Here is a 25,546-nt window from a genome sequence, read left to right on the forward strand (position 1 = left end):
CTCCCGTCCGCCGGGAGGGTGTGTAACATTGTATACAATGTAACATATCGTGGTATCGTGTGACGAACGGGCGATGGGCAACTGTCAGGACCCCCACATTGATACTACCGGCGTCCAGTTGTGAGAGCAATGATCCGAACGTGCTTGCCGAGAATCTGTGATTTAAGTAAATGCCCTCCAGTGAACATATAGCTTGTATGTCTACCAGCAAACTATTTCTCGCACCTTGTGCGAGTTCTCGTCCTCAGGACCATTTCCAACGGACAGTACGAGACGGTGTTCCAGACGAATTTTATCAGCAGTATACTCGGAGTGACTTTGGCGAATCCATCGGAATCTGGGGATTGGTTCCGAATCTAAAAAGCACCTGGGAGAAGCTCTCTGTTGGTGATTTCGTTGTATTTTATTGGGGGAACAAGCAATACAAATATGTGGCAGAGGTTGCGGGAACGGAGCACAACCCGCAACTGGCCAAGGAACTCTGGCCCGCATACGCCGATGGATCAGCAGGTGGGGACGATCAAGCTGATCCGTGGGAGTATATCGTGTATCTCACAGAACCTCGTGAAGTTGACATCGATAGCGAAGAACTGCAAGGTGAGCTGCTTGATGAGGACAAACAGTTTACGATGCGTTTTCGTCCTGCCAACGATCGAGGCCACCAGAGGATTCGTGAAGAGTTTGGAAGTATTGAGGAATATATTGAATCTCGAACGGTGACGACATTCGATACGTTTGGCAATAATGACTCCACCGGTAAATCAGATACCGATGACAAGGCATCTGGTGATTCACCACCGGATCATCCGATCTTTAACCATCTCTCCTCAGCAGTCGAACCAGCAATCTTCAGAGTGGCAGCACCACCGGATCTCTGGCTGTCGGTGGTCGAATACCGAGGTTTCCCGATCGACGAGACGTATGCCCGACTTGGGGATGTCGAACGGGGAGATGTCCTCCTGTTCCACTCCTCGGGAACGCCGATGGATGGTCAGCTTTCCCCCTCGAAGGATGCACTTTTCGGAGTAGCCGTGGTCGGTGATCGCGGTACAAAAGAATCCCCGTGGACTTGGAAGGAGCAAGGTTCGGACTCTGCAACACATCCATCGTCTTTCTTGTCTTTTGATCGACTATTTCTGTCGGGAGACCCCTCTGCAATCGATTGCACGACTCCTCTCAAAGAGCGGTCAGTAAATGCGAGGGAGCGCGAAATAACTGCACTACTCAAAGCGAGCCTTTCTAAAGAATCTATTAAAAAATCCCTCAATGAGAGTGATGGAAATCTGTTTGATCGCGGATATGTCGTTGAAATGGACGCAACAGATGAGTCCAGCAACGGGCAAAAATTACTCTCTCAGTTAGTGCCTGCCCTAACGGAGTACCCACCAATCGCATATTGTCGAGAGTTTGAGGAGCAAATACCTGCTTCCGTGTTTGATGGGCTGCATTTCCCCAGCCAGAGTTCTCAAGATACCAAATCTGCCTCCGGATTGGCGATGGATATCACTGCTGCACTGAAATCTGGAAAACATATCGTGTTCACTGGCCCCCCCGGAACAGGGAAAACCGAGGTTGCTAGTCGAGTGTCTACATATTTAAGCGAAAACCACCCTAATTTGTTCACTGGTGACGGGTTGACCACCGCTACAGCAGATTGGTCGACATTCGACACGATCGGAGGATATATGCCAGGAGCAGGGAACGGCGCATCGGACGATCTAGAGTTTTCACCGGGGATAATTCTCAACAGGTTCAAGAACCGAAAGAGCGGCCAACAGCAAAACGAGCCCATCATTATTGATGAGCTCAACCGGGCAGACATCGACAAGGCGTTTGGGCAGTTATTTACCTTGCTCTCTGGCCAGTCGGTGACACTCCCGTATACGAAAAATAGTCAGGAAATAGAATTAATTCCTGCGCGGGAAAGAATCGGCTCGACAGAGCTACATCAATACGTTGTCCCCCAGTCGTGGCGTATATTTGCGACAATGAATACATACGACAAAACATCGCTCTACGAGATGAGTTATGCATTTATGCGTCGGTTTACTTTTATTCGGATTCCAGCACCAGACTTACCGACAGGTACTTCTCGAGATGATGAAGAAAAGCTAGAACAGATCGTCTTCGATTATGCCAATACTTGGGACTTACATCCTGAGCGCAAAGAAGCGATAGGAGTCGGCCGGGTTTGGAGAGAGACAAACCATGCCGTAGAGAACCGAGCCATCGGCCCTGCAATAATTAAGGATATTTTGAGCTATATATGTCACCATCCGCAAGAAAATATCGAATATCGTCTCACGCAATCAGTAATAAGCTACATTTTTCCTCAATTAGAAGGAGTACCGAAACGAAAGAAAATTGTCCGAAATATTGCAAAGATATCCGAAATAGATGAGGAAGCTCTCGAAGAGGCTTCTGTAGATATGCTACAAATCTCACTATAGAAAGATGGATAGAGACGAAATAGTAGATCAACTAACTGAAGACGTAGTAGCATACGTCATGAACGGGTCATTCCCGGAGCGTGAACTAGCTCAAACGATCAAGCCAAAGCAACTTGATGATCGCTTCGAAGAATATGAGCTACTTCTAGACTTTCATTTTATTTTAAAACCGGAAGTCGTCTCCTTCGTGAAAAGGTTGCCTCAGCGAGTTAGGGGAATACGGACAGAGACAAAGAACATCTCTCGAACCTGTCGTGGAGAAGTTGATGGAAGAATAAACTGGGGAGATACATACAAAAAGCGATACGCTGAGTATCCCAAGGATCACTCAATATTTGTTTGTGAGAACCGATCAGAGGACTACGATATTGACGAAAACATCGTTCTCAAGAAGCTGATTTCAGTGATATATACTACACTGATGGAGGCAGAAGAGTATCTGCGTGACGAATATAAATGGGTTCAAGAAACGTGGAAAGGCAATGAAGACCTTATAGAGGAATTACAGCAGCTTGTCGAACGAAACGTCCACGTTCGTCGCATTCGCCAACCGGACGCATACGAACCCACGGAACGGATGCTCACCAAAGCTACCTCTTCACGAAAGGAGCTCTATCGAGACGCCGCAGAACTACTTAAAACAAGGAATGAGCTATTGGATGGCAACCCAGACTCAATACGTGATTTAATTGATGAGACGGCAATCACTCCAGACGACGAGAACGTTCTATTTGAGTTATACGTCCTATTCCGATTTGTGGCAGTGCTTGAGGAAATAAAAGACCAACCAGCAACGTTTAGCACGATCGCTACTGGCCGACAAGAAGTCGCCCGTTTACAGGGTGATCGAGAAGTTGTCCTGTATCATGACAACTCCGGTCGGGATCGCAAGTTATCGTTTAGAGTTGTTCCAGAAGAAAATAAGGCCCTTTCCCGAACCGAGAAGGTTCCAATAACTGCACAGGAAATTGCGAGTGATTATTTCCAGCGTGACTTCCACAATCATACTAGTCGGCCTGATGTTATCGTCCTTGAAGTTTTTTCAGAAAAGAATAATGAGTACGATTATCTAGTTGTTGAGACAAAAAACAGCACGCGCACAGATACTATACGCCAAGGAATCAAAGAGACACTTGAATACCTGGCATTTCTTCGTGTCAACGACGACTTTGTCTTTGGTGGGCATGGTGATGAGGAGGAAAACTACTTTGGAAATGGACATAATGGGCTGCTTGTAGTTCAAGACTTAAACAAAAAGACTACATCTATTAAAGAACAGTCAGAAAATGAGGTGAATATCCTCCAGGTTTCCGAATTGAATTCAGAGCTGGAGAATATTCTTAAAGAGGTAGTGAATGAGTAGTTCATAGGGAGGTATTATAGGATTGATTTATATTCCATTATATTTATAATTCCATTTTGTTCCCAGCAGACGGCGTCGGAGCGCCCGAACCTGCGCGTCGGCGAGGCGAGCGTCAGGCGGGAGTCCGAGTCGACTGTCGAGATTCGGCTGACGGCGCGGTACAAGCCCGATGACGAAGCGGACCACGAGACCGACCAGTGGGGCTACACCGAGACGCACCCGATGGCCGCGTTGCGGATCACCGACCTCACGGCACTGGAAGCGGACCTGATCGAGCAGTTCGTGCCGATGGCCGTCGACGAGGCGGGCGGCTTCGCGGGCTTTCGGGAGACGGCGACCAAGACCAACTCGCTGGTGGATCGGCTGCGGAAGCTGACCCTGCCGCGGGTGGTGGACGTGGAGGCCGGGCTGGAGAGTTACATCGAGACGAAAGCGCGCGCCGAGGAGCTGGAAGAGAAGATCGAGCGGACCGACGAGCTGATCGACGAGATCGTCTACGAGCTGTACGGGCTCACCGAGGACGAGATCGAGATTGTAGAGGAGGCTGTTGGGGAGTAGTCCGCGAACAGAGAGTGGGTAGCCGAGCGGGACACCGGCAACCAGAAAGCCCCCGCGGCGCTCGGGTCGGGCTCAGTTGGTCACACTACAGCCAGAAAGCCCCCGCGGCGCTCGGGTCGGACTCAGTTGGTCACACTACAGCCAGAAAGCCCCCGCGGCGCTCGGGTCGTCTGCAGCCGTGCGCTCCTCACATACGTTGCGGTGCTACTGGCTGCGGACTCCCCGACCGCCACGGCCCCTTTCGATCCCTCCCACCGCAGCCACACCCTCCCCAGCCGATTCCTCGCTCGCAGGGCTCGCTCGTCTTCCCTCGCACGGCGCTGGCTCGTCATAGACGACTCGCCAGCGCGCGCCGGGGGTTTCACCCATAACACTCATTACATTCCTCACAGTAGTTTCAGCCATGTCAATCGATCGGGACACGTTCGAGCGGTCGAGCGAGGAGGAGCTGTCCGAGCTCTCGGCGACCGATCAGGTGCTGGGGTTCCTCGCGGCAAACGATGCGACTGCGTTCAGGGCAAGTGAAATCGCTCGACGGATCGATATCGATCAGGGGGCCGTGAGCACAGCACTGTCGAGGCTGAAGAACCGATCGCTCGTCGAACACAAGGGTCCCTACTGGGCGATCACGGAGGACGACAGGCGACTGTCGAACTACGATGGCTACGCCCGCGCAACCGAGCTGTTTAATGACCAACTGGGTACGGAGGACCCGGACGAGTGGAAAGACCACGCACCTGACCGGCCACATCCCAGTGAACAACAGTGAGCGATACTGGGAAGCCGATCTACGAACCCGGCGATATTGTTTTTGGAGCCGACCCGTTCAGGGGCGACGAATCAGCCCGCCCCTGGCTCGTGCTCTCGAATCATGACGGGCGGCCATTTCATGGCGACCAGTATATTGTCGTCACCTTGACCACCAGGACGTGGATGGACGGTCTCATCACGATCGATGACTCCGATTGGGTTCGTGGGGGAACACCCTCGAAGAGTCGGATCGTTCCATGGGGAGTACAGTCGATCAGTAGTGCGGAGATCGATTACTGACAAGGTACGATCGAGCGCTCTCTGGTCGCCGACGCGATAGAGGCGCTGGTCACGGAGTTACAGGCTGGCACGTGACCAGAACGGCACAGCCGATGCCGTCCACAAGAACAAAGACAGCGGGGTGAGACGGTGTATGTAGATGACCATGAGACAGCAGACAGTTTGCCAGAGCTGGAGGACCGAACGATGACGATCGGCGTCTGTTACTTCCCCGAACACTGGCCGAGCGAGGAGTGGGAGCGAGACGTCGAGGAGATGGCCGCGGCGGGGATCGACACCGTCCGGATGGGCGAGTTCGCGTGGTCCCGGATCGAGCCCGAGCGCGGCGAGATCGACCTCGACTGGCTGGCCGAGGCGATCGACCTGCTCGGCGAGCACGACATCGACGTCGTGTTGTGTACCCCGACGGCGACCCCGCCGAAGTGGCTCGTCGACGAGGATCCCTCGATCCTGCAGGAAGAAGCCGACGGCACTACCCGCGAGTTCGGGAGCCGTCGCCACTACTGTTTCAACAGCGAGGCCTACCGCGAGGAGACCGAGCGGATCGTCCGGATCGTGGCCGAGCGGTTCCGCGACGACCCGCGCGTGGTCGGCTGGCAGACCGACAACGAGTTCGGCGTCCACGGAACGATCCGGTGTTACTGCGAGGACTGTGCCGGGGCGTTCCGCGAGTGGCTCGAAGAGCGCTACGGCGACGTCGACGCGCTCAACGAGGCGTGGGGCACGACGTTCTGGAGCCAGCATCACACCGAGTTCGCGGAAGTGGACCCGCCGCGTCATACCGCCGCCGAACACCACCCCTCGCGCCTGCTCGATTACTATCGGTTTTCGAGCGACAGCGCCGTCGCGTACAACGAGTTTCAGGCCGACCTGCTGCGCGAGGTGAACGACGACTGGTGGATCACCCACAACTTCATGGGCCAGTTCGGCTCGCTTGACGCCTACGACGCCAGCGACCAGCTGGATCTGGTCTCGTGGGACAACTATCCGAACGGCTTCGTGCAGGACCGACAGACCGGCGAGCCAGGTCTCGACGAGTTGCGCGCTGGCGATCCGGACCAGGTCGCACTGAATCACGATATCTACCGGAGTGCGCTGGATCGGCCGTTCTGGGTGATGGAACAGCAGCCGGGCGACGTCAACTGGGCCGCACACGCCCCACAGCCGGGCGAGGGCGCGATGACGCTGTGGGCCCACCACGCGGTCGCCCACGGCGCGAGCAACGTCCTCTATTTCCGCTGGCGGCGCTGCCGCGAGGGGCAAGAGCAGTACCACGCCGGGCTGCGAAAGCAGGACGGCTCGCCCGACAGGGGCTATCACGAGGCAACACGCGCCGCGACGGAACTGGACGAGGTGCTCGACGGAACCGGGACGACTGCTGTCGCGGATGCCCCAAACCCGGTCGAGACACAGGCCGCGCTTCTCCACGATTACGAGAACCTCTGGGCGACCGGGATCCAGCCCCACGCCGCGGACTTCGACTACTGGGAGCACCTGCTCGCGTACTATCGTGCCCTGCGCGCCCGCGGTGTCGATGTCGATATCGTCCCGCCGAGCAACACGCTGTCGACGTACGATGCCGTCGTCGCGCCGACGCCGTATCTCGTCGACAACGACCTCGCCAGCCGACTCGACGAGTACGTCCGATCCGGTGGCGAGCTCCTGTTGACCATCCGGAGCGGCGTCAAGGACCGGCACAACAAACTACAGGAGCGCCAGCAGCCGGGACCGCTCGCCCCGCTGGCCGATGTCACGGTCGACCAGCACGAGACGCTCCCGTCCTCGGTCGACCTCGACATCGAGTACCGTGGCAATCGATACGCGTACCGGACGTGGGCAGAGTGGCTTACGGATGTCGGCGAGCACGGGTCGGGAACAACAGTGGTCCACGGACGGTTGCAGACCGATGGGACAACCGACCGGGCGGCGATCACCCACTCCACGGTCGGCGATGGCGGCGTTACCTACTGTGGCGTCTGGCCGGAGACCGAGCTGGCGGAAGCCGTAGTGACGGATCTGCTGGATCGCGCCGATGTTGCCTACACCGACCGACTGCCGGATGGCGTCCGGGTCGCCCGCCGCACCGAGGCGACGTGGCTGTTGAACTTCACCGGCGACGAGGTCGCGTTCGCCCTCGACGGGGAGACCCGGAGAGTAGATCCCTACAGTGCAACCCCCACGGTGTACGACGGGGCGGATATCACAGTCGAATAGGCTAGAACGACTCGTACCCGTTTTCGTACGGCTTGATATCGGGCGATTCGTTTTCTACGCGTTCGATCTCCGAGATGAGGCTGGCACGCAGCTCATCCGCAATCGTGCGGAAGTCGGGACGCCCGACGAGGTTGACCTGTTCGGCCGGGTCCCGCGCCAGGTCGTAGAGATACCGTTCGACGTACACGTCACTCGACTGTTCCGCGTTCCCGCCCCGCCAGCCAGTCGGAGAGGGGGCCGCCACGGCGTATTTCCATCGGTCGGTCCTGAGCGCCCGGCCGACCTGCGTCTCGCTGATCTGGACGAACGCCTGTCCGTCGTCGTTCGATTCGTCGCCACGAACGATCGGCATCATACTGTCTCCGTGCATCCCGTCGGGCACCGCGAGCCCGGCGGCATCGAGCACGGTCGGTGGGAGATCGATCAGACTCCTGACCCCATTCACGTCCCGCCCGTCATCGAACCCCGGTCCGGCGAATATCGCGGGGACGCGCACAGCAGACTCGTGGGGCGTCCGTTTATACTCGCCCGGTCGCGTCCGGAAGTGACAGCCGTGGTCGGACGTGTACCCGAGGATCGTTCGATCGAGCAGTCCCCGGTCCGCGAGATCGCCGACCAGTTCCCCGATACACTCGTCGAGCCGTTCGACGATCCCGTAGTAGTCCGGGAGCTCGTCGTACCAGTCGCCCGGTCGGTTCTCCAGATCCTCGGGGATGTACGGTGTCTCCCGATATCGTTCGGCGTAGCCGTCCGGTGCGACGAACGTCCACATGTCGTTCTGGTTGTGCGGTTCGAGATAGGAGACGACGAGAAAAAACGGTTCAGAGAGGCTCTCGATCGCTTCCATCGCAAACTCGGTAAATGCGTCTACCCGGTAGCCATCGTACTCCACCGGGTCGCCGTCCTCGTCGAACAGATGCCCCTCGTACGGTTGCGAGGTAAACTCGGGGACATCGGCCGCAAGCCAGAAATCATCGTATCCGCCACGTCGCGCTTTCGGGACCGGCTTGTCGAACGACCCGCTCATGTGCCAGTTGCCGACGTAGCCGACATCGTAGCCCGCGTCCATGAAACGGTGTGCGAGGGTTCGCTCCTCCGACGGGAGGGACTTCGGGTTTCTCCACGCATCGACTGTCGATGGATACTTGCCCGTCTGCAACGCCGCCCGTGCTGGCCCACACAGCGGCTGAGGCGTGATCGCTTGCTCGACGATCGTCCCACGTCGGGCAAGCCGGTCGATGTTCGGCGTGAGATCGAGGGGACAGCCGTACGCCCCAAGCGTGTCCCACCGCTGCTGGTCCGTCACCACGGCGAGCACGTTCGGTCGTTCGCTGTTCGTCATTATTACCGCCTCACTGTTCGACACGACTTATAACTATCTCCAGAGTGGCCAAACCCCTCCCGAGTGGGTGCGAGACTCTCATCCAGCTGTGACACTTCCCAAAACGACGACAGCTGTGATCGAATTTGTTGTATTATTGGATACTCAGTGATTTGTTACAATATACCCGAATAACACGTATTCTGGTTGCTCAAAGATAAATACTAAGTATTACAAATGACATATATTATATATTTCTGGATTAGTTATTAGTATTGTCAGTTCTGGGGCACGGAGTAGACAGATGTATTCACAATATATGAACGACTGTGCTGTCGACAATCGGTCGCCGTTCGGTAGTCGCTGGTTCGCTTCTGCCAGGTCATTTACAGCCGTACAATTGTAAACACTTGCTCAATAGTCGGCGTAGAACCGATTTTGGAGTGAGTTGACTGTACTACCCACGAGGCTCGCAAGATCAGTCGCCGAGTCCTTCTGTTCCATTCGTTCGGCCGGGCCCGAAACGGTGACTGCCGCGATGGCACGGTTCTCCTCGTTCGTAATCGGTTGAGCGATACAGTGCCAGTTCTCGCGGTACTCCGCACGGTCGTACGACGTTCGGCGGTCCCGGACCAACCGCAATTCATCGATCAGAGCGTCTCTGTCGGTGATGGTGTTTTCAGTGAGCCGGGGCAACCCCCGAACATCGAGAATCCGCTCTCGCTCGTCCGCTGGCGTGTACGACAGGATCGCTTTTCCACCCGCGGTAGCGTGTAGTGGCAGGCGCTCGCCCTCGTTGACGTTGACATCTGGATGATCGCCCTCGTAGGTCCGCAGTACGTAGATCCCATATCCGTGCTCGGGGATCATGAGGCTCGCCACTTCGCCGGTGGCTGCCGTGAGCTTTTCTAGCGGTTGCCGGGCCTCCTGATACACGGGCAATCGTGAACGGACGGCTGTCCCGAGCCCAAGAAAACTCAGGCTAAGCCGATACTCGTGGTCTTCTTTGATAACGTAATCGAGCTCACGGAGTGTATTGAGATGCTTGTGGACCGTCCCTTTGGCGAGATCCAGTTCCTCGGCCAGTTCGGTGACCCCGGCGTACTCCCTGCTTTTCAGTGCCTCGATGATCCGAAAACTCGTGACAGTCGTCTCTGCCCTGTTGTTGTCCGCCGTTCCGGCTGGGATATCGGTTGCGACCATACGACGAGTTCGGGGCGTTCACGGATATAATTGTTCATGATATACGAACGTCTTTCGTCCGGTACGCCCGGATCGGCGAGAAATAAAATGATTCATCATTATATACCGCGCTGGGCGGGAGAGTAGTTTATTATTGTTCACCATATATGAACGATGTGCAGGAAGCGATTCCCCCGATCCTCGGGCCCAGCTCGCCGTCGACCGGTATGACCAAACGTTTAACAACCAGGAACGCGACCTGACCAGATATGGGTCGCATTGACGTTCGGAATCTGAGAAAGGTGTTCAGCACGGGTGACGGCGATCTCGTCGCCGTCGACGATCTCGACTTTACCATCGAGGACGGAGAGTTCCTCGTTCTCGTCGGACCATCCGGCTGTGGGAAGTCGACGACACTCCGGTGTATCGCAGGGCTCGAACGACCGACCAGCGGGGAGATCATCCTCGACGGTGAGGACGTGACCCATGCGAAGCCGAAAGATCGGAACATGGCGATGGTGTTCCAGAGCTACGCCCTCTATCCACACATGACCGCCCGAGAGAACATGAGTTTCGGGCTGAAAATGACGACGGACATGCCCGACGAGGAGATCGACGAGCGGGTTCGGGAGGTCGCCGAAATGACCGGAATCGAAGCGAATCTCGATCAGAAACCCGGCGAGCTGTCTGGCGGGCAACAACAGCGTGTCGCGCTTGGGCGGGCGATCGTCCGGGACCCGGAAGTATTCCTCATGGACGAGCCACTCTCCAATCTGGACGCCAAACTCCGCTCGGAGATGCGGACCGAGCTCCAGAACCTGCAACACGACTTCGGCGTCACGACGATCTACGTCACACACGACCAGACTGAAGCGATGACGATGGGCGATCGGATCGCGATTCTGAACGACGGTGAACTCCAGCAGATCGGAACCCCACTCGAATGTTATCACACCCCGGCAAACGAGTTTGTCGCCGGGTTCATCGGCTCACCGAGCATGAATTTCCTGGACGTACGGTACCAGGATGGACAGCTCGTCCACGACGAGTTCAGCTACGATCTCTCACCGGAGGTCGCGGAGACGCTGAACGCAACTGGCTCCGGATACGTCCTTGGTATCCGTCCCGAGGATATTCATATCGCCACTGGAGACGAGCAAAACACGATTGCAACGACAGTGAATGTCGTCGAACCGCTCGGCGACGTCGCTCACGTCAACATCAGTATCGGCGACAAGACCTACACGGCATCCATTGACGGAACACCGAACTACGATCCGGGCACCGAGATACAGATCACGTTCCCCGAACGGGAGATCCATCTCTTCGAGGCTGATTCGGGTGACGCCGTCAAGAACGCGGCAATCGACACTGACGGACGGACGGCCGACGCTCAGGCGTAAGCGGAACGGGACCGAGCGTCGTTTCTGAAATAAAAAGCGCTGGCGGTTCAGTTCAGGTCGGGAATATACGCCTCATTCGCTTCGATCAGCTCCTCGGTCATTTCGTGAATCTCGTCGAGGGTCAGCTCGGCCGCGGTAAGCGGATCTAGCTTGATCGCCTGATGAATCCTCTCTCTGTCGCCCGCGAGTGCGCCCTCGACAGCGAGCCGCTGAACGTTGACGTGTGTCCGGTTGAGCGCCGCCAGCTGCGGTGGGAGTTCGCCGACCGAACATGGTCGGACACCAGTGCCGTCGATCAGACAGGGAACCTCGACGCAGGCGTCGTTTTCGAGGTTGGCGATTGCGCCGTTCTCGTTACTGACGTTCAGATTGAGGCGGCGCGGCGTGTCGGTTTCCATTGAGTGGATCAATCGGGAAGCGTACTCCTCGGAACGTTCGATTCGGATCTCTTCGTCGTCGAACTCCGCGAGAGCGTTATCACGTTCGTTCGATCGTTCTTTCCAGCCTTCGAGGTACGTCGCCGTCTCCATTCGCTCGGCGTAGTTCGTCCCCCCGAGCTCCGCGATCAGCTCCTCATCGGTGCGGAAGTACGGGTGGTACTCGGAGTTGTGATGACTGGACTCGGTGACGAACGCACCGAAGTGTTTCAGTAACTCGAACCGGACAGTGTCTTTCTCGTACGTTTCGGGGTCCGTCATCGCCTCACGAAGCAGTGGATACACATCCTCGCCCCGCCACTCGCACTCGAGGAACCATGCCATGTGGTTGATCCCCGCAACCCAGTAGTCGAGTTCGTCCTGTGGGATGTCGGTGTACTCCGCGATCGCCTCGGCAGTGTGTGGTACGCTGTGACAGAGCCCAACGGTTTCGATATCGGTCGATTCGTACAGCGCCCAGCAGATGATCGCCATCGGGTTCGTGTAGTTGAGCAACAACGCGTCCGGACACAGCTCCTCCATGTCCTCGGCGAGATCGAGCATCGTGGGAATCGTCCGAAGACCGCGGAAGATTCCTCCGGGCCCGAGCGTGTCACCGATCGCCTGTTTGACACCGTACTTCTCGGGAATCCGGATCTCGTTCTCGAAGGGCTCTGTCCCGCCCACGTTGATCATGTTCAGTACGTAGTCGGCATCCCCGAGAGCCTCCCTCCGATCCGTCGTCGATTCGATCGTCGCGTCAACGTTGCCGTTCGCAACCATCGCTTCTGCGACCTCGGTGGTCTGTTCGAGTCGGTGTTCGTCGATGTCCATCAGCGTAATCCGGCTGTCCGAAAGCTCCTCGAACGAAAGTATATCTCCGACGAGGTTTTTGGCGAACACCATACTACCGGCTCCGATGAAGGCAATCTTCGGCATGTATGGACCTTTTCGTCGACGGTTATAAAATTATCGTAGCCCCGTGGGGCCCCAGACGGTGCGCCCGCCTGTCCGCTTGAGAGGCAACCGGCGCAATCCAGCGGACCGACTCGCGCCATCGAATTGCAACGAGATCCATCCCAGGACCACTCAATATTGTATGTCTATGATTATAGATCCAAATATTTATTAAGGTAGTTGCTCATCTGCACAGTAGAGCGATGACAAACCTCAGTAAGCGAGACTTCCTCAAAGCCAGTGGAGCAGCTACCGCAGCCTCGCTCGCCGGATGCCTCGGCGGCGACGACGACCAACTAACGTTCTGGTGGATCGAAGGTGAAAGCGAGCAGTTCGCCGATCTGAACCAGTGGCTCGAAGAGTCGGTCGAAGAAGAAACCGACCGTAACCTCGAACTGACGGGGTACGCCTACAGTGACCTGCGTCAGAACGTCCTCACCGGCGGTCGACAGGGAACACCGGACGTCATTGAAGGCGTCATCGAGCATCCCGGGGACTACGTTGCCGCAGAGCTTCTCGAACCTCTGACCGATCACACCGACGAGGTTCCTCACTTCGATGGGTTCCTCGACAGCGCGCTCGACGCGTTCCGGTTCCAGGACGAACTCTGGGCGCTCCCCTACACGGGGAATGGCCGCGCACTCATTTACAATCAGGAGGTGCTAGGAGAGTACGGCTACGAAGAGGGACCACCCGAAGACATCGACGAGTTCATGGAACTGGCCGGCACGATCAATGCCGACTACGACGATATGAACGGCTTCCACCTGACGACCGAGCGCGGCGAGGTGCGGGTTACTCAGGAGTTTGCTTCCCACGTCTACCAGCATACGGACGGGCCGCTGTACGAGTGGGACGGGAGCGAGTGGGAGCTTCAGGCGGACGCCGACATGTTCGAGGCGGTCCTTGACGACATATACTACCGGATGTTCCACGGCGACCAGCCGACAGTCGACATGGACTATCGCGGTTCCGGGTGGGAGACAAACGACGTCGGCTACACCGAGGAGGAACACGCAATGATCCACTGTGGACCGTGGATCGACGGCTTCCGAGATACCGACCAGCAAGAGGAAGTCCTCGACGAAAAGACGGCTGTTTCACTCCTGCCGAAACACGACGGCACCAGCGACGCGACCTACATGGAAGTGAAGCCGCTCATGATCAACGCACACTCGGACAGTATTGACGACGGGCTTGTCGTCGCATCACTGTTCTCTAGCCCGGAGTCTCTCGAACTGATGGCCGAAGCAGATCCCGGGGCTGTCGCGACTCCTGTGCACGAAGACGTCGAATCGACACTCGAAGACGAAGAGTGGATGGCGTTCAACGACGCCTTCGAGAACGGCGTTGCACCTGCTCCGGTCGCCTGGGGTCGCATCCGTGATCCGATCTATGATGCGATCGAGGAAGTAATCTATGAGGATCAGTCACCAGGCGACGCCGCACAAGAACTGGAAACAGCACTGATCGAAGAAGACGTCACCCTCGATCCCGAGGCGGAGTAAGCAGGATGCGACCTCTCGATTCGAGTGGTAGCGAACGACATGCTGAAGTACGGACCGTCTGAACGCGATATATGAACATACCAATGGAACGATTATCGAAGTATCGTCGGGAGTTTACGTCACTCTCGACCGAGACGTGGCTCGGGTGGGGGCTGCTACTCCCCGCAGCCTTGCTTATGTTCGTCGTTATCTTCTACCCGATACTCGATGGTATCGTGATGAGCTTTCAGGAGCGGTCGTTCCTGCGTCCGGATATTAGGACGTTCACTGGACTCGGGAACTATACAGCACTGGTCAGGGACTCAGTGTTCTGGACCGCACTGTGGAACTCCGCGGTACTGACTGGTGTATCAGTCGCGCTGCAGTTCCTGCTGGGGCTTGGACTGGCGCTGCTACTCAAACAGAAGGTACCTGGGATATCGATTTTCCGGAGCATCACGATGATCTCGTGGGTACTCCCGGTGATCGTGATCGTCATCATCTTCAACTGGCTGGTCCAGCCCGGCTACGGGTTCGTGAACCTGATACTCGACCGGTTCGGGCTGCCGACGAACTACTGGTTTTCCAGTACCACGTGGGCGATGCCGCTGATAATCCTGATGCACGTCTGGAAGAACGCACCGTTCTTCGCGATCGCGCTGTTCGCCTCAATGCAGTCGATCCCCGATGAACTCTACGAAGCCGCTGAGATGGATGGTGCCTCGGCAGTCCAGCAGTTCCGGTACATCACGCTGCCGAACATCTCCTACGTCGCGATGATCATGATCGTGCTTCACGTCCTGTATACGTTCAACAACTTCGACTTCGTCTGGCTCTCGACCGGCGGCGGACCGCTCCGGACGACCGAAGTGTTGCCGACACTCGTGTACAGGGAAGCGTTCCAGCAGTATGCGCTCGGGTACGCGGCCAGTATCGGCGTCGTAATGCTGGTGATTATGATGGCGTTTACCGTCATTTACGTCAAACTGGAGGACTTCGACTGATGTTGACGACACTTGTAAACAAGTTCGACGCACGCCTCGACGACGAGATGACCGTCCGTCGAGCGACGTTCGTCTACGCGATGTTGGCCCTGTACTACTCGTTCTTGCTGATCCCGATCATCTGGCTGGTCCGGTCTTCGATCGTGACCGACGAGATGCTTCGTGCACGGGAGCTTCACCTGCTTCCGGTGAACCATCTCACCATCGAGAACTACATGACTGTGATCGGTAGTGAGACCTTCCGGCTGTACTTCATCAACTCGACCGTCATCGCGGTCGCAGTGACACTGCTGACGCTGGGCGTCGGGATCCCAGCGGCGTACTCGGTCAGCCGGTTCGACTACCCGGGACGGGACTACGTCGTTCTGGGGCTCATCTCGAGCCAGATGCTTCCGCTCGTGCTGGTGTTGATCCCCTTCTTCACCGTAATGTTCAGGTTGGGGCTGGTCGACACTCGCATCGGACTCGTCTTTGCCCACTCTGTAGGTGTATTGCCGTTCGTCGTCTGGCTGCTCAAAGGCTACTTCGATGCGATCCCCGAAGCGCTGGACGAGGCCGCCAAAATGGACGGCTGTGGCTATCTCCAGATCATGTACCGGATCATCGTTCCGCTCTCGTTGCCCGGGATCGCCGTCGCAGGGTTCTATGCCTTCGTCGGCTCGTGGAACGACTACCTGTTCGTCTCAGTTCTCTCACAGTCGACCGGTACGCGGACGCTACCGCTTGGACTGCAGCTGTTCCAGACCGCACAACAGGTCGACTGGGGGGCGGTGACCGCCGCCGCCGTCGTCACCGCGGTGCCGGTTGTACTCCTGTTCGCTGCAGTTCACAGCTGGCTCGTCGAAGGGCTGTCGAACACCGGTGGAAAGGGGATGTAACCCTGATTCCACGGCCGAACTCGTACCACCGTTTTATTATCACCGACACAAAATCGAATGACGATGAGTGAAATTGAAGGCGAACCGATCGAGATAGTCGATTACGAACTGTTCGAGGTGCCCCCACGCTGGCTCTTCCTCAAGATCAGGACGAGCGACGGCACTGTGGGGTGGGGCGAACCTGTCGTCGAAGGACGCGCAAAGACCGTCCGCGGCGCGGTCGAGGAACTGATGGACAACTATCTGCTTGGGGAAAACCCGAACCGGATCGAACACCACTGGCAACGACTCTATCGCGGCGGCTTCTATCGCGGCGGACCGATCCTGATGAGCGCAATCGCAGGGATCGATCAGGCCCTCTGGGATATCAAGGGCAAACGCTTCGACGCGCCCGTCCACGAACTGCTCGGCGGGGCGACGGCCGACCGAATCCGCGTCTACCAGTGGATCGGCGGAGACAGACCCGCTGACGTAGGGGAAGCGGCTGCCGAGAAGGTCGACGCAGGGTTCACCGCGCTCAAGATGAACGCCACTCCAGAAATACGTCACATCGATACGCCCGCGGCGATCGACTCCGCACGCGACAGGATCGCGGAAGTGCGCGATGCGGTCGGCGACGATATCGACATCGGCGTCGACTTCCACGGTCGTGTCTCGAAGTCGATGGCCAAACGCCTCGTCGAGGCGCTCGAACCCTACGAGCCGATGTTCGTCGAGGAGCCCGTCCTTCCCGAGCACAACGATGCACTCCCCCAGATCGCCCAGCATACGACGACACCGATTGCGACGGGCGAACGGATGTACTCGCGCTGGGATTACAAGGAGCTGTTCGAACAGGGCGTCGTCGATCTTATTCAGCCCGATCTCTCCCACGCGGGCGGAATCACGGAAGTCAAAAAGATCGCCAGCATGGCCGAGGCCTACGACGTGGCGATCGCACCGCACTGCCCACTCGGCCCCATCGCGCTTGCCTCGTGTCTCCAGGTCGATGCCTGCACGCCGAACACGCTCATTCAGGAACAGAGCCTCGATATCCACTACAATGAGACAAGCGACGTGCTCGACTATCTCGAAGATCCCGCCGTCTTCGAGTACCACGATGGCTACGTCGACCTGCCGACGGCTCCTGGTCTCGGTATCGAGATCGACGAGGAAACGGTTCGCAAGCGCGCCGAACAGGACGTCAACTGGCACAACCCCATCTGGAAACACGACGACGGCAGCGTCGCCGAGTGGTGACAATGCCGGGTGAACAACCAGTATCCGGTCGGTTCGACGATTCGGTCGTCGTCGTAACAGGGTCGACGCGCGGGATCGGTCGCGGCGTCGCAGAGCGGTTCGCCGCCGAAGATGCGTCGGTCGTCGTTACTGGGCGCTCCGCGGAGATTGGTAAGGACGTCGCCGCATCCATTCGCGAGGACGGCGGCGAGGCCGTGTTCGTCGAGGCCGACATGCGCGAACCGGACGATATCGCGGCGCTGATGCAAGCCACTGCGGAGGAGTACGGCGGCATCGATGTGCTCGTGAACAACGCCGGTGTCCAGACCGAAACCAGCGTGACCGAAGCGACGATGGAGGACTGGGAGTTCGTCCTCGAAACGGATTTCCGGGCCTACTGGCTGTGTGCGAAGGAGGCCGTCGAGTACATGGACGAGGGCGTTATCCTGAACATGTCCTCGAACCACGCCCTGCTGACGATGCCGAGACACTTCCCCTACAACGCCGTCAAGGCGGGCATCAACGGAATGACCCGCACGATGGCGCTCGATCTCGGCCCGGAGATCCGCGCTAACACGATCAGCCCCGGCTGGATCGAGGTCGAACGAACCCGCGAGGAGCTCCCGGAGGGACGCATCGAGGAGGTCGAGTCGATCCATCCAGCAGGTCGGATCGGAACGCCCGAGGACGTCGCTGGCGTCGCCACGTTCCTCGCCAGCGATGATGCCGCCTTCATCACGGGCGCGAACCTGCTCGTCGACGGCGGCCGTACGGCATCGATGCAGGACGATACGCTTCCGGACTACCGGAACAGGTGAGAATGTTGTTGACTTTTCGCGTGTCGATTGTACAGGCGCCGTAGCTGCTAAAACATTAGAATGTGCACACAGTCTACACATTGTACACTCGTCATCGGGCAGAAACAGCATCGGTGCCCGATCCGATCGGCCACTCGACGTTCCCCGAGTACGTACGATCTGCCCCGTGCACATTCGACTGGCAGTTTGTGCGGATGGATTCGGATCACGAATAGTATATAGAATGAGAATACTATAGACTCATAGGAAATATTATAGATTTCTGCGTCGCAGGGTATGTGACGCAAAAAGTACAGGTAATTGGATTTAGCAGCCATATAACGTCGTTTTTGCCATATACACCGGTCTCGACAGGGATAGACCAGTTGGTACAGTTGGTAGACCATAAATAGCAACAGTGCGCATTGTTAGAGACACTATCTTCTAATCGCCATCAACCTCTAATATAAATATGATAAATATCCCATCATATATTATACTTCAATAGTTCCGGGATCAGCTGTCGTCCAGATCGCCCGAACCGGAACGTTATACCGGACGGACATACTGTCGGGAAACGATGAGTACGGAAACACAGATCACGACAGTCGAGGACGTCCCGGCCGATACGACCGTACTTGTGACTGTCCGTGACATCGACTCGGGTGAGAAACGCGAGGCGATTCTGACAGAACTGGACGACGGCATCGCTGGATGGTTGAACTACTGTCAGCACTTCACCCACATCGCCCTGGACAAGGGCTCGGGCGCACCGATGCGGAACGGCGAAATCATCTGTGCGAACCACGGCGCATACTTCGAATCCGAGAGCGGTCTGTGTACCCACGGCCCCTGTGAGGGCGCATATCTGGAAGCGCTCGACGTGACGACGGAAAACGGCGCGGTCTATCTATCTGACGACGACTACGAATTCGTTTCAGAAGGTGGTATCGAGGGCGATGATACCGATCGCACGTCGACGTCGAACGTCGAATTCTAGTCGATCCGGAAGGCTGGCTCCTCGATTCCTTCGTGTTTACACTCGGGACACCGCGAGGGGACGTTCGTCAGGTCGTCGAACTCGTCGAAACCACACTCCCGACAGGTCGGTGGTGCGACGAGGAGCTGTTCGTCGCTACCGTCCAGCGATCGTGCGAGATGCTGAACGTGGGTTAGCGCGCTCCCGACCGAGACGTCGAACTCGGCTGCCAGTCCGCTCGGCGTCTCGGTGCGATCCCGGAGCGTTTGGGCGATCCGTTCGCGAGTCGTTTCCTCTGCTTCGCGCATGTGTGTCTGGTTTTCGTATCGTCGCAAAACGCTATCGGTCGTCGTGTCGATCACCGGCCACTCGTCGAACCACCGTCGGGGGTATCCGTCCGTGCGGACGGTTGACCGAACATCCCGAGCAACTTCCGGGCGTGGTCACGCTTTGCGAGAAACACCTCGCTGAGCGTCGGCGGATTCTCGATTCCTGCCCCGTCGATGATCGACTCCGGGACCGCGATCGTATCCGGCGGAATCCCCGAATCGCCGTGAACCGAGAAGTGCTGTCGGTCGAGTTTCATCACCAGCGGTGCGTCGAGACGCTCTACCCCATCACCGGTCGCGTACAGCTCCTCGTTCACCTGTTCGTGTTGCTCTCGCTGCATGACCGCCCGATCACCGTCGAACGGTTCGACGTACAATCGACCGAAGTAGTAGCCGCTGGAGAACTCTTCGAACATGCTATACGGTAACAAGAATCTCGACTGGGTATAAGCCTTCCGGCAAAAGCACTGCTTGCGCGGCACCCGGTGTTCTGGCAGCTGGGCGCACTTTGCTCATATACTCCCAGTATTACGCAATCTCTGCCCGTTTTAAACTCTCATATGCTGTATCAGGCCGTTTCTTGGGGTCAGTGAACGGAACGAACAAAAGTACGCTTTTTTAGGAGTACTGATGGTACGAGTGATCAATGAGACCTCGTCGTGCGCTCGTACTAGCCGCGGTTACCGCCCTCGGTATCGTCGCTGTTGTCTCTCTCACAGGAGCGACAGCAGTGGCACTCGACGAGGGGGCTGAAGCCGAAAGTGCCGAGAACGCGAGCCTCGGTATGCAGACCGGGTCGTTCATGCAATCGAGCAGTGCTGGCGCGGAAAGCGCGGTGAGCGAGGGGATGTTCGATGTCGAGTACGACCGGGCCGATGATCGGGAAGCAGCCCTTGCTGAGCGTGCGGCGGGACTCGACGCCAGGCTGACAGCACTCGAACAACAGAAAGAATCGCTCGAAGAGCGTGACGAGGATGATGTCAGCACGGAGATCAGAATGAGCCGCGTTGCGAGCCAGATTCACTCGATCGACCGCGAAGTGAACAACTCCGCCGAGCGCGCAACGCAAGCGGGCCATTCCGGCACGGCTTTCGATGACCTCTCAGGGGACATCGCCGACCTGCGAGGACCTGACGTGGCTGCGGCAGCAGACGCAACTCCCGGTGGTCCCGCCCCCGAAGACGTTGGTCCACCAGACGACGCACCGCCACGAAACGATACTCCGGCGGAGGATGACGAGCAGGGCTCCGACGATCAACAGAACGATGAGTCGACAGAGACCGGGCAATCCGACCGTGAGGCCCCGCCCGCCGACCCGTGAGGCCCCGGCAGCGAGACCCGTCCCCAAGCAGACACGCTTTTGATCACAGACAGCCAACTTACGGTAGATGGACTCTGCAGCCCTGCTCGATCTCCTCGGTAACGAAAACCGCCGACGGATCCTCCGGCTTCTCGCACACAAGCCCTGCTATGTCACCGAGATCAGCGAGTATCTCGATGTCAGTCCGAAAGCGGTGATCGATCATCTGCGAAAGCTCGAGGAGGCAGGGATCATCGAGAGCCGAACGGACAGCCAGCGCCGCAAATACTTTCATATCTCCCGCAATCTCCGTCTCGAAGTCAACGTCTCTCCCTACGAGTTCGGGACGAAAAGCGCCTATCCACGCAATCGGGCGCTGGACGTGACGACGTGGCGCTATCTCTCGCTCGATATCCACGCCAGCGAGGAGGGAGAGGACAGCCAGTCGCTCGCCGCCGAACTCCGCGAACTCGAACGCCTCGAAAACGAGCTGTCGATGGCCCAGCGCTGGGTACAGGGACGGCTCACCGACGTGCTCGACCGGCTCACGGACGAACTCGACGCGACCGAGAACAGCCGACTGTACGCCGATGTGTTGCTCGAACTGGCCGACGAGCCGAAGGGGACGGACTCGATCAGCGAGGCCGTCGATGCGCCGCCCGGCATGATCGAGCAGGTGCTCGCGGAGATGGCGGACGAAGGGCTCGTCAGCCGCGTCACGGATGGCTGGACGCTCGTCGAATGATCAGAGGTCCTGTGTCAGGCCGACACGCAGGTCGCGCCCGAAGTAGACGCCGAGTACAGCAAGGATAACACCCGCCGCTGCACCGATTCCAGTCAGCGTCAGCATCGAACCAGTTACGGTGGCCAGCGTGAGGTTCCCGACGAGGACGCCGAGTGCGCCGACCAGTCCACCGGCGACGGCGGATTCGCCGTAGCGTCGCCGACCGCTCACGAGGCCGACCGTAAACGCGCCGACGAACACGCCGAGTGGCCCGCCGACGAGGGGGACGAACGTGCTGCCGAGCTGGCCCAGGACGGCGAGGACGGCAAAGACGACCAGAAACAGCTTCGGAGCGAAATACTCCGCGATCCGTGACTCCGCGGTAGAATCAGCGGTCGGCTCTGTCTCGCGCCGCTCCGTCGAATCGTCGAGGAGGCCCTCGTCGAAGCTCCCGGCGTCGACCTCCGAATCACGGGATCTGGAGAGCTGGTCGGTGCGCTCGCTCATACTTGCACCTGGGACGCGACGCTCATGGGCTTTTGGGTTGGCCCTGCGATCGACTCGGAGCCACGAACGGACGAAAGGGTGGGTTCAAGTCCCGCCGGTCTGAACGGTGGCGTATGAACGCAGGCGATCACGTGCGGATCAACCGCGATGGACAGTACTACGAGGGCGTCCTCCTCCCCTCGACGACCGCCGAGCATCTGGTGGTCAAGCTGGAAGGAGGCTACAACGTCGGCATCGACCGCGAGGGAGCCAGTGTCGAAGTCATCGAAGCGGATGTCCACGAGATCGAAGAGACCGGAGACGACGGCGGCTCGACCGTCGAGTTCGACGAGGAACTGCCGACGATCTCGCTGATCTCGACCGGCGGTACGATCGCCTCAACCGTCGACTATCGAACCGGCGCGGTGACCGCCCAGTTCGACGCCGAGGACGTCCTTCGCGCCGTGCCGGATCTGGCTGGCCGCGCGAACTACCGCGGGCGCGTCGTGGCGAACATCCTCAGCGAGAACATGACGCCAGACGTCTGGATCGATCTCGCCGAGGCCGTCCACGAGGAGATCGAGGCCGGAGCCGACGGCGTCGTCGTGATGCACGGTACCGACACGATGCAGTTCTCCGCGAGCGCGCTCTCATTCATGCTCGATACGCCGGTACCGATCGTCTTTACCGGCAGCCAGCGCTCGGCCGATCGCCCCTCGTCGGATAACGTTATGAACGCCGTCTCGGCGGTCGAAGCCGCGAAAAGCGACTGTGCGGAAGTACTCGTCTGTATGCACGCCGACGAATCGGACGATCGGTGCGCGCTCCATCGGGGCACCCGGGTTCGAAAAAACCACACGTCCCGCCGTGACGCCTTCGAGACGGTCGGCGCGGAGCCCCTCGGCGAGATCGACTACGACGACCTGGAGATCGAGTGGCGGCGCGACTACGCCGAGCGCGGCGAGACGGATCTCGAAATCGCGGCCGACCTCAACGCCGAGGTCGCGCTGGTGAAGTTCACGCCCGGCTTCGATCCCGCCGTTCTGGACCTCGCCACAGAAAGGGATGGGATCATCATCGAGGGGACCGGACTGGGACACGTCCACTCCGATCTGATCGAGCGGATCGGCGAGATCGTCGACGCGGGAACGCCGGTCGTGATGACCAGCCAGTGTCTCGATGGGCGCGTCTGTGATCGCGTCTACGACACGGGCCGTGACCTGCTCGACGCTGGCGTGATCGAGGGCGAGGATATGCTGCCGGGGACGGCGAAGGTCAAACTGATGTGGACCCTGGCGAACAGCGACGATCCCGAGACGGCGATGCAGCGGCCGTTCGCGGGCGAGATTACCGAGCGATCGGTGCCCTGGGAGTAAACCAATGCCCGAGTTCAGCGTCCGTCAGGCACGGCTCTCGGACTACGAGGCAGTTGTTGGCTTCACCGGAGACACCTGGCCTAATCAGGAAACCGGCGATTACATCCCGCGGGTCTTCGAGCAATGGGTCAAGAGCGACGGCCCTGACCAGCGGACGTTCGTCCTCGAAGCCGACGGTGAGGTCGCCGGACTGCTGCAGGGCGTCATGCTCTCTGCGTACGAGGCGTGGGCACAGGGGATGCGCGTCGCGCCCGCCGCCCGCGGTCACGGCGCGAGCCGACGGATGAACGACCGACTGTTCGACTGGGCCGCCGAGCAGGGTGCGATGGTCTGTCGGAACATGGTCTTTTCATGGAACATGGCTGGGCTCGGTACCAGCCGGGCGGTCGGCTACGATCCTGGCACCGAGTTCCGGTGGGCGCTCCCGACGCCGGACGCCGACGCAACCGCTGAGACTGACTACCGGCTCGTCGACTCGCCCGACGCGGCGTGGACGTACTGGACCCGTAGCGACGCCCACACCGCGCTCTCGGGGCTCGCCCTCGACATCGACGAACCGTGGGCGCTGGCCACACTGACCCGGGAACGACTCGGGACAGATGCCGAGCGGGTAATCGCCGTTCAGGACGACGGAACTGAGGCGTTTACCTTCCGGCTCCGGAGCTACGACCGGGAGAACGAGGACGGTGAAGAACTGACCTGGGCCGAGTACGGGGTCGCCGCGTGGGCCGACGTCCCCGCTGCCCGCGCGCTCTTTGCGGCGATCCGACGTGATAGCGCGAGTGTCGGTGCCGATCGGACCCGCGTCTTGCTCCCCGAGACGCCTCGACACGTCACCGATGCCGTCCACGTCGGGAGTGAGGTGAGCGAGGACCCGGATTTCGTGCTGGAAGCCGACCTCTCTGCGCGGCGCTGACGGGAACATAATGTTCGATGGTCGCCGGGAGCCGTACTTTCTTGAGGGTCTACCCTGTCGGTTCGACGCATGGAGATCAGTGACGACGACGGAGTTCGAACCATAACGTTCGACCGCCCCGGCGTGATGAACGCCCTGACGATGGAGACGGCGACGGAACTCGCCGAAACGATCGAGGACGTCGGACCGGACACACACGACGCGGTAGTCCTAACCGGCGAGGGAGACGCGTTCTGTGCAGGCGGTGATATCGAAGCGATGGTCGATACCGAGCCGAACGCAGTCGAGACGTTCGACGGGATCGCCGAGACGTTCGGGCGCGTGGTCGAGGCCGCACTCACCTCTCGCGTCCCGGTCGTCGCTAAAATAAACGGCGACGCGGTGGGGGCAGGCCTCGCACTCGCCGCAGTCAGTGATTTCGCATACGCCGCCGAATCCGCACAGCTCAGCTGTGCCTTTGTCCGTGTCGGCCTGATCCCCGATACTGGCGGGACCTTCCTGTTGCCACAGCTGGTCGGACTCCGAACTGCGAAGCGACTAACAATGACCGGCGAGTTTATTTCGGCGGCCGAAGCGGCCGACCTCGATCTGCTCAACGACGCCGTCCCCGACGACCAACTCGACGGGCGAGTCGAGGAGCTACTGGAGACGCTCCGGAACCGCCCGACCGAGACCGTCGGGCTGACCAAACGCGCGCTCCACGAGAACGCGAGCAAGCACTGGCGAGAGGCGCTCGATCACGAAAACGCGATGCAGACGATGGCCCGAGATACGCCGGAACACGAGGAAGGCGTCGCGGCGTTCCTCGAAGGACGCGATCCCGAGTTCTAGCTAGCCGCCGCTGACCGGTGGAAACAGCGCCAGTTCGTCGCCGTCGTCGAGCGTCGCATCGAGCCCGTCCCCGTTTGTACCTACGTTCGAGCCGTTCCGCAGGATGTTGATATGCTCTCTGAGCTCTCCTTCGTCGGTCAGTACCCGCGACTCCAGCGCCTCGTGCTCGGCGAGGAGGGCATCCAGTGCGTCGCCGACGGTGTCTCCCGGCCCGATGTCTACCTCGACGTGCTTGCCGCCCGCGTGTTCGGCGAGGTCCGCGAACAGTTTCCACTCCATACGAGGCGGTCACCGCCCCGAGAGCAAG

Annotated in this window: 23 protein-coding genes and 2 pseudogenes; 18 read left to right on the forward strand and 7 right to left on the reverse strand. The window is 58.8% G+C overall.

Going from position 1 to position 25,546, the window contains the following annotated elements:
• Positions 1-197 precede the first annotated feature (197 nt).
• The 6 genes and pseudogenes from AArcS_RS10310 to AArcS_RS10335 all read left to right on the forward strand — a co-directional run bounded on the left by AArcS_RS10310 (position 198) and on the right by AArcS_RS10335 (position 7,635).
• Entirely contained in the window at positions 198-2,450 is a 2,253-nt protein-coding gene (locus AArcS_RS10310) for an AAA family ATPase (protein ID WP_238477334.1), read from the forward strand.
• 4 nt (positions 2,451-2,454) lie between these two features.
• Positions 2,455-3,813, forward strand: coding sequence for a hypothetical protein (locus tag AArcS_RS10315; RefSeq protein WP_238477335.1), 1,359 nt, complete (start codon positions 2,455-2,457; stop codon positions 3,811-3,813).
• Between the two features lie 69 nt (positions 3,814-3,882).
• Positions 3,883-4,371: pseudogene (locus tag AArcS_RS10320) on the forward strand (Eco57I restriction-modification methylase domain-containing protein); the annotation flags it as partial.
• Positions 4,372-4,774: 403 nt separating this feature from the next.
• Entirely contained in the window at positions 4,775-5,140 is a 366-nt protein-coding gene (locus AArcS_RS10325; protein WP_238477337.1) for a MarR family transcriptional regulator, read from the forward strand.
• Positions 5,137-5,496 (forward strand): annotated as a pseudogene (locus AArcS_RS10330) (type II toxin-antitoxin system PemK/MazF family toxin). Before AArcS_RS10325 ends, AArcS_RS10330 begins: the two are co-directional and overlap by 4 nt.
• 111 nt (positions 5,497-5,607) lie before the next feature.
• Complete coding sequence (locus AArcS_RS10335; protein WP_375139662.1) at positions 5,608-7,635, forward strand: beta-galactosidase; 2,028 nt, start codon at positions 5,608-5,610, stop codon at positions 7,633-7,635.
• Between the two features lies 1 nt (position 7,636).
• Here AArcS_RS10335 and AArcS_RS10340 read toward each other — a convergent pair whose 3' ends face one another.
• Complete coding sequence (locus tag AArcS_RS10340) at positions 7,637-8,977, reverse strand: sulfatase family protein (protein WP_238477339.1); 1,341 nt, start codon at positions 8,975-8,977, stop codon at positions 7,637-7,639.
• 393 nt (positions 8,978-9,370) lie between these two features.
• Positions 9,371-10,159 carry an IclR family transcriptional regulator gene (locus AArcS_RS10345; RefSeq protein ID WP_238477340.1) on the reverse strand — a complete coding sequence of 263 codons (789 nt, stop codon included), beginning with the start codon at positions 10,157-10,159 and terminating at the stop codon, positions 9,371-9,373.
• A 248-nt stretch (positions 10,160-10,407) separates the two neighbouring features.
• Between AArcS_RS10345 and AArcS_RS10350 the strand changes: the two genes are divergently transcribed.
• Positions 10,408-11,541 carry an ABC transporter ATP-binding protein gene (locus tag AArcS_RS10350; protein ID WP_238477341.1) on the forward strand — a complete coding sequence of 378 codons (1,134 nt, stop codon included), beginning with the start codon at positions 10,408-10,410 and terminating at the stop codon, positions 11,539-11,541.
• 47 nt (positions 11,542-11,588) lie between these two features.
• Here AArcS_RS10350 and AArcS_RS10355 read toward each other — a convergent pair whose 3' ends face one another.
• Positions 11,589-12,896 (reverse strand): alpha-glucosidase/alpha-galactosidase, encoded by a 1,308-nt coding sequence (locus AArcS_RS10355; protein WP_238477342.1) that lies wholly within the window; start codon positions 12,894-12,896, stop codon positions 11,589-11,591.
• Between the two features lie 221 nt (positions 12,897-13,117).
• On the opposite strand from AArcS_RS10355, the gene AArcS_RS10360 reads away from it, so the two are divergent.
• The 6 genes from AArcS_RS10360 to AArcS_RS10385 all read left to right on the forward strand — a co-directional run bounded on the left by AArcS_RS10360 (position 13,118) and on the right by AArcS_RS10385 (position 19,298).
• Positions 13,118-14,422 (forward strand): sugar ABC transporter substrate-binding protein, encoded by a 1,305-nt coding sequence (locus AArcS_RS10360; RefSeq protein WP_238477343.1) that lies wholly within the window; start codon positions 13,118-13,120, stop codon positions 14,420-14,422.
• Positions 14,423-14,505: 83 nt separating this feature from the next.
• Positions 14,506-15,405, forward strand: a complete 900-nt coding sequence (locus tag AArcS_RS10365; RefSeq protein ID WP_238477344.1) for a carbohydrate ABC transporter permease — start codon at positions 14,506-14,508, stop codon at positions 15,403-15,405.
• Entirely contained in the window at positions 15,405-16,283 is an 879-nt protein-coding gene (locus AArcS_RS10370) for a carbohydrate ABC transporter permease (protein ID WP_238477345.1), read from the forward strand. The genes AArcS_RS10365 and AArcS_RS10370 overlap by 1 nt, the downstream gene beginning before the upstream one ends.
• Positions 16,284-16,346: 63 nt before the next feature.
• Positions 16,347-17,522 carry a galactonate dehydratase gene (gene dgoD / locus AArcS_RS10375; protein WP_238477346.1) on the forward strand — a complete coding sequence of 392 codons (1,176 nt, stop codon included), beginning with the start codon at positions 16,347-16,349 and terminating at the stop codon, positions 17,520-17,522.
• A 2-nt stretch (positions 17,523-17,524) separates the two neighbouring features.
• Complete coding sequence (locus AArcS_RS10380) at positions 17,525-18,319, forward strand: SDR family NAD(P)-dependent oxidoreductase (protein WP_238477347.1); 795 nt, start codon at positions 17,525-17,527, stop codon at positions 18,317-18,319.
• Between the two features lie 559 nt (positions 18,320-18,878).
• Positions 18,879-19,298 carry a Rieske (2Fe-2S) protein gene (locus tag AArcS_RS10385; RefSeq protein WP_238477348.1) on the forward strand — a complete coding sequence of 140 codons (420 nt, stop codon included), beginning with the start codon at positions 18,879-18,881 and terminating at the stop codon, positions 19,296-19,298.
• Here the strand turns inward: AArcS_RS10385 and AArcS_RS10390 are convergent.
• Both AArcS_RS10390 and AArcS_RS10395 read right to left on the reverse strand, forming a co-directional pair.
• The gene (locus AArcS_RS10390) at positions 19,295-19,585 is read right to left on the reverse strand and encodes a transcriptional regulator (RefSeq protein ID WP_238477349.1); all 291 of its coding nucleotides are present in this window, start codon (positions 19,583-19,585) and stop codon (positions 19,295-19,297) included. The two genes, AArcS_RS10385 and AArcS_RS10390, sit on opposite strands and share 4 nt — an antisense overlap.
• 50 nt (positions 19,586-19,635) lie before the next feature.
• Complete coding sequence (locus AArcS_RS10395; RefSeq protein WP_238477350.1) at positions 19,636-20,022, reverse strand: DUF5802 family protein; 387 nt, start codon at positions 20,020-20,022, stop codon at positions 19,636-19,638.
• A gap of 230 nt (positions 20,023-20,252) precedes the next feature.
• Here AArcS_RS10395 and AArcS_RS10400 point away from each other — a divergent pair, with 230 nt between their 5' ends.
• Entirely contained in the window at positions 20,253-20,927 is a 675-nt protein-coding gene (locus AArcS_RS10400) for a hypothetical protein (RefSeq protein ID WP_238477351.1), read from the forward strand.
• 67 nt (positions 20,928-20,994) lie between these two features.
• Positions 20,995-21,651: an ArsR/SmtB family transcription factor gene (locus AArcS_RS10405; protein WP_238477352.1), complete on the forward strand. Its 657-nt coding sequence runs from the start codon at positions 20,995-20,997 to the stop codon at positions 21,649-21,651.
• Here the strand turns inward: AArcS_RS10405 and AArcS_RS10410 are convergent, their stop codons facing one another.
• Positions 21,652-22,137: a DUF8526 domain-containing protein gene (locus AArcS_RS10410; protein ID WP_238477353.1), complete on the reverse strand. Its 486-nt coding sequence runs from the start codon at positions 22,135-22,137 to the stop codon at positions 21,652-21,654.
• Positions 22,138-22,250: 113 nt separating this feature from the next.
• Here AArcS_RS10410 and gatD point away from each other — a divergent pair, with 113 nt between their 5' ends.
• From gatD to AArcS_RS10425, 3 genes are all read left to right on the forward strand, one after another.
• The gene (gene gatD / locus AArcS_RS10415; RefSeq protein ID WP_238477354.1) at positions 22,251-23,492 is read left to right on the forward strand and encodes a Glu-tRNA(Gln) amidotransferase subunit GatD; all 1,242 of its coding nucleotides are present in this window, start codon (positions 22,251-22,253) and stop codon (positions 23,490-23,492) included.
• A gap of 4 nt (positions 23,493-23,496) precedes the next feature.
• Positions 23,497-24,408, forward strand: a complete 912-nt coding sequence (locus tag AArcS_RS10420; RefSeq protein ID WP_238477355.1) for a GNAT family N-acetyltransferase — start codon at positions 23,497-23,499, stop codon at positions 24,406-24,408.
• A gap of 69 nt (positions 24,409-24,477) precedes the next feature.
• The gene (locus AArcS_RS10425; protein WP_238477356.1) at positions 24,478-25,239 is read left to right on the forward strand and encodes an enoyl-CoA hydratase/isomerase family protein; all 762 of its coding nucleotides are present in this window, start codon (positions 24,478-24,480) and stop codon (positions 25,237-25,239) included.
• On the opposite strand, the gene AArcS_RS10430 is transcribed toward AArcS_RS10425, so the two are convergent.
• On the reverse strand, positions 25,240-25,518 hold the full coding sequence (locus AArcS_RS10430; protein WP_238477357.1) for a ubiquitin-like small modifier protein 1: 279 nt from the start codon (positions 25,516-25,518) through the stop codon (positions 25,240-25,242).
• Positions 25,519-25,546 lie beyond the last annotated feature (28 nt).

This window comes from Natranaeroarchaeum sulfidigenes, assembly GCF_017094485.1.
Lineage (GTDB): Archaea > Halobacteriota > Halobacteria > Halobacteriales > Natronoarchaeaceae > Natranaeroarchaeum > Natranaeroarchaeum sulfidigenes.

Coding starts and splice junctions, on each gene's coding strand:
- AArcS_RS10420 (WP_238477355.1), top strand. CDS start 23,497: ATGCCCGAGTTCAGCGTCCGTCAGGCACGGCTCTCGGACTACGAGGCA.
- AArcS_RS10345 (WP_238477340.1), bottom strand. CDS start 10,159: ATGGTCGCAACCGATATCCCAGCCGGAACGGCGGACAACAACAGGGCA.
- AArcS_RS10425 (WP_238477356.1), top strand. CDS start 24,478: ATGGAGATCAGTGACGACGACGGAGTTCGAACCATAACGTTCGACCGC.
- AArcS_RS10360 (WP_238477343.1), top strand. CDS start 13,118: ATGACAAACCTCAGTAAGCGAGACTTCCTCAAAGCCAGTGGAGCAGCT.
- AArcS_RS10370 (WP_238477345.1), top strand. CDS start 15,405: ATGTTGACGACACTTGTAAACAAGTTCGACGCACGCCTCGACGACGAG.
- AArcS_RS10340 (WP_238477339.1), bottom strand. CDS start 8,977: ATGACGAACAGCGAACGACCGAACGTGCTCGCCGTGGTGACGGACCAG.
- AArcS_RS10310 (WP_238477334.1), top strand. CDS start 198: ATGTCTACCAGCAAACTATTTCTCGCACCTTGTGCGAGTTCTCGTCCT.
- dgoD (WP_238477346.1), top strand. CDS start 16,347: ATGAGTGAAATTGAAGGCGAACCGATCGAGATAGTCGATTACGAACTG.
- AArcS_RS10395 (WP_238477350.1), bottom strand. CDS start 20,022: ATGTTCGAAGAGTTCTCCAGCGGCTACTACTTCGGTCGATTGTACGTC.
- AArcS_RS10380 (WP_238477347.1), top strand. CDS start 17,525: ATGCCGGGTGAACAACCAGTATCCGGTCGGTTCGACGATTCGGTCGTC.
- AArcS_RS10430 (WP_238477357.1), bottom strand. CDS start 25,518: ATGGAGTGGAAACTGTTCGCGGACCTCGCCGAACACGCGGGCGGCAAG.
- AArcS_RS10325 (WP_238477337.1), top strand. CDS start 4,775: ATGTCAATCGATCGGGACACGTTCGAGCGGTCGAGCGAGGAGGAGCTG.
- AArcS_RS10405 (WP_238477352.1), top strand. CDS start 20,995: ATGGACTCTGCAGCCCTGCTCGATCTCCTCGGTAACGAAAACCGCCGA.
- AArcS_RS10350 (WP_238477341.1), top strand. CDS start 10,408: ATGGGTCGCATTGACGTTCGGAATCTGAGAAAGGTGTTCAGCACGGGT.
- AArcS_RS10390 (WP_238477349.1), bottom strand. CDS start 19,585: ATGCGCGAAGCAGAGGAAACGACTCGCGAACGGATCGCCCAAACGCTC.
- AArcS_RS10385 (WP_238477348.1), top strand. CDS start 18,879: ATGAGTACGGAAACACAGATCACGACAGTCGAGGACGTCCCGGCCGAT.
- AArcS_RS10355 (WP_238477342.1), bottom strand. CDS start 12,896: ATGCCGAAGATTGCCTTCATCGGAGCCGGTAGTATGGTGTTCGCCAAA.
- AArcS_RS10335 (WP_375139662.1), top strand. CDS start 5,608: ATGACGATCGGCGTCTGTTACTTCCCCGAACACTGGCCGAGCGAGGAG.
- AArcS_RS10315 (WP_238477335.1), top strand. CDS start 2,455: ATGGATAGAGACGAAATAGTAGATCAACTAACTGAAGACGTAGTAGCA.
- AArcS_RS10365 (WP_238477344.1), top strand. CDS start 14,506: ATGGAACGATTATCGAAGTATCGTCGGGAGTTTACGTCACTCTCGACC.
- AArcS_RS10410 (WP_238477353.1), bottom strand. CDS start 22,137: ATGAGCGAGCGCACCGACCAGCTCTCCAGATCCCGTGATTCGGAGGTC.
- gatD (WP_238477354.1), top strand. CDS start 22,251: ATGAACGCAGGCGATCACGTGCGGATCAACCGCGATGGACAGTACTAC.
- AArcS_RS10400 (WP_238477351.1), top strand. CDS start 20,253: ATGAGACCTCGTCGTGCGCTCGTACTAGCCGCGGTTACCGCCCTCGGT.